Raw genomic sequence first — 2,855 nt, 5'->3', positions numbered from 1 at the left:
CCAAATTCCTGCAAGCAATAATTCAGGTTAGAAGAAGAACTTCAAAACAAAAAGGAGCGTCAGGATATACATCACCCATGAAATATCTTTCGTCTTTCCTGACAGCAATTTCAATGCAACGTACGATAACATACCGAAAACAATTCCTTCAGCAATGCTATAAGCAAGCGGCATCATAATAATAGTCAGAAATACAGGGATTGACTCGGTATAATCATCAAAACTGATTTTCAGAATGGGCGACATCATAAAAGAACCTACCAGGATAAGCGCAGGGGCAGTGGCTGCAGCCGGAACCATCAGGAACAGTGGAGACAAAAACAGCGCCAACAGGAACATTCCGGCCGTAGTAAGCGAGGTCAACCCGGTGCGTCCTCCTTCGGCAACACCGGAAGCACTTTCGACATAAGTGGTAACTGTTGATGTTCCGAGCAAAGAACCGACAGTTGTGCCCACTGCATCGGCAAACAAAGCCTGTTTTGCTCTCGGCAGCGAGCCGTCCTCTCTGATCATATCTGCCTTTGATGCTACCCCGATCAATGTACCCACTGTATCGAACATATCTACGAAAAGGAAAGTGAATAGTACAATCAGCATATCAATAGTAAATATGCTTGAGAATTCAAATTTAAAAGCAACGGGTTCGACCGATGGCGGTAGAGTCAACCATGAACCTTCAGGCAGGTGGGTCACTCCCAACGGAATACCGGCAATGGTTGCAGCAAAAATACCAATCAGCAAAGCGCCTCTTACCTTCAGTGCCAACAACACGCCTATCAGTACCAGGCCGAACAAGGTAATCCAGACCGTATGAGCACTCATATCGCCTAAAGTTACGAGCGTAGCATCGCTATCGGCAATGAGACCGGTATTCTGCATGCCAATGAAAGCAATGAAAAGTCCGATCCCGGCAGAAATAGCATGTTTCAGGTTCATCGGGATAGCATTGACAATTACTTCCCTTATATTGAATGCGGTGAGCAAAAGAAAAATAATACCCTCAAGAAAAACTGCTGTCAGTGCAAATTGCCAGCTATATCCCATTCCAAGTACCACAGTAAAGGCAAAAAAAGCATTTAGCCCCATACCGGGAGCCAATGCAAAAGGTAAGCGTGCCCACAAAGCCATAACAAGAGTAGCTATAACTGCTGACAGAGTAGTCGCGGAAAAAACGGCACTTTTATCCATGCCTGTGGCCGATAAGATATCGGGATTCACTGCCAGAATATAGGCCATCGTCATGAAGGTGGTAATACCGGCAATGACTTCCGTTCTTACGGTGGTATTGTTCTTTTTAAGATTGAAAAACTTTTCCAACATATCAATTTGGTTTTAGAAATTCCATTTTACTGCTAAGGTAGGACAAACTTTAAATCCTTTATGTCCTGCAAAATTAGATGCCAGTTCAACTTCACCACCCAGCGAAAGGTGATCGCCGGCATTATACCAAATTTGAGGTTCGGTCAGAAATACAAAATCGGTTGTTGCACCGTCAAACACATTTTCCTCTTTCCAGAAATCGGCAAACCCCATGAAAGTAAATTTCTTATTACTAAAATGGACAGTCCAGACACCCGTGATCTGAAAAGAGGCATCTTCTTTATCTCGAATATTTTTATACATCGCCTGAAGGGTAAAAATACGATTGAAGTCGGGACTGTTCCAGGTATAGTTTCCCCCAAACAGCCATGCATCATTGATCGGATAGGCTCCGTTAAAAGGTTCTGCCTTAAATTGACCAAATCCTCCATTATACTCTACATGAATCTCAAAAGGATTATCCCAGAATTTCAGTCCTCTTGAAATTTCCATATAGGCAAGGGATACAGATTCTCCAGCTTCGGAATCATAATCAAAGTCGACAAAGAAAAATGTACTCCCCCATTTATCGGGCTTAAACATTTCAAGAGTTGTTGTCATGTACCCCCTGTCTTCTCCCATATCGTAGTGGAGCTGAAGGTTTTGAGAATGAGCGGTCAGGACAATAAAGGCTACCAGAATAACAGTAAAAATTCTTTTCATTTTTCACGGTTTAAAATTAAAAATATGAAGCGCCAAAAATAGAGAAAAAATTCAAACTGACCGGGATTTTCAAAAGCGTGAAAAACAATATTTATCATTCAGATAGTGGCAAAATCTGAGTTAAATAATAAACTCCTGATAAAGATGAAACAGAATCACTCTGACCATATTAAATTCACTAAAAACTTCCTTGCAATCATTTATTAGCAAAGAAGCTCTCGAAACGGTAAAAGGCCGATCTACGCAATCGGTATACATACATTATCAAACAAAACTAAGGATTTATCTCAAAAAAGTAACATTCGAGGTGGCGGATTCCTTGCAGAAGTAGTTGATTATCTATAACCAATGCGGCGCCGAAAGAAGGTATGCCGGATAGTATCCACAAATAATAACGGCGGATCAGGTCTGGCGGATTAAATCCGCCAATCCTAAAAAACAAAAGCCCGATCTTAATGAAAAGACCGGGCTTTCTGTTAAAAAGTCGGCGGCGACCTACTCTCCCGCTTTTACGCAGTACCATCGGCGCTAACAGGCTTAACTTCTCTGTTCGGAATGGGAAGAGGTGGAACCCTGTTGCTTTAACCACCTTAAGAACCTCACCCTAACCCTCTCCCAAGGAGAGGGAACTAAAGGGTCTCCCCCTAACCCCCTCCCAGGGAGGGGGAACTGGAGGTAATTTCCTGGCTTCCCTTCTCTCCCCCCCTTGGGGGGAGCTGATGGGGGCCAATATCTTTGACATACCGGAAAAGATTCAAAAAGAAAACAAAACAATTCAATTATCAATTACCAGTTATCAATTATCAATTAATCATTGTTCATTGTTCATTGAT

At 42.4% G+C, this 2,855-nt stretch carries 2 protein-coding genes and 1 rRNA gene; all 3 read right to left on the bottom strand.

All coding sequences use genetic code 11. The features are described from left to right. Window positions 1-27 precede the first annotated feature (27 nt). The gene (locus OQ5_RS0113560; protein ID WP_016778006.1) at window positions 28-1,320 is read right to left on the bottom strand and encodes an NCS2 family permease; all 1,293 of its coding nucleotides are present in this window, start codon (window positions 1,318-1,320) and stop codon (window positions 28-30) included. A gap of 12 nt (window positions 1,321-1,332) precedes the next feature. After that, window positions 1,333-2,022: a DUF5020 family protein gene (locus OQ5_RS0113555; protein ID WP_016778005.1), complete on the bottom strand. Its 690-nt coding sequence runs from the start codon at window positions 2,020-2,022 to the stop codon at window positions 1,333-1,335. Between the two features lie 482 nt (window positions 2,023-2,504). Then, window positions 2,505-2,615: ribosomal RNA gene (rrf, locus tag OQ5_RS0113545) — 5S ribosomal RNA — on the bottom strand. Window positions 2,616-2,855: the final 240 nt, after the last annotated feature.

It is taken from the genome of Anaerophaga thermohalophila str. Valhall (assembly GCF_000250735.1).
In the GTDB taxonomy this organism is placed as follows: domain Bacteria; phylum Bacteroidota; class Bacteroidia; order Bacteroidales; family Marinilabiliaceae; genus Anaerophaga; species Anaerophaga thermohalophila_A.
Note: the sequence above shows the minus strand (reverse complement) of the source record. Positions and strands in the feature narration are given on the sequence as shown.

Coding starts and splice junctions, on each gene's coding strand:
- OQ5_RS0113560 (WP_016778006.1), bottom strand. CDS start 1,320: ATGTTGGAAAAGTTTTTCAATCTTAAAAAGAACAATACCACCGTAAGA.
- OQ5_RS0113555 (WP_016778005.1), bottom strand. CDS start 2,022: ATGAAAAGAATTTTTACTGTTATTCTGGTAGCCTTTATTGTCCTGACC.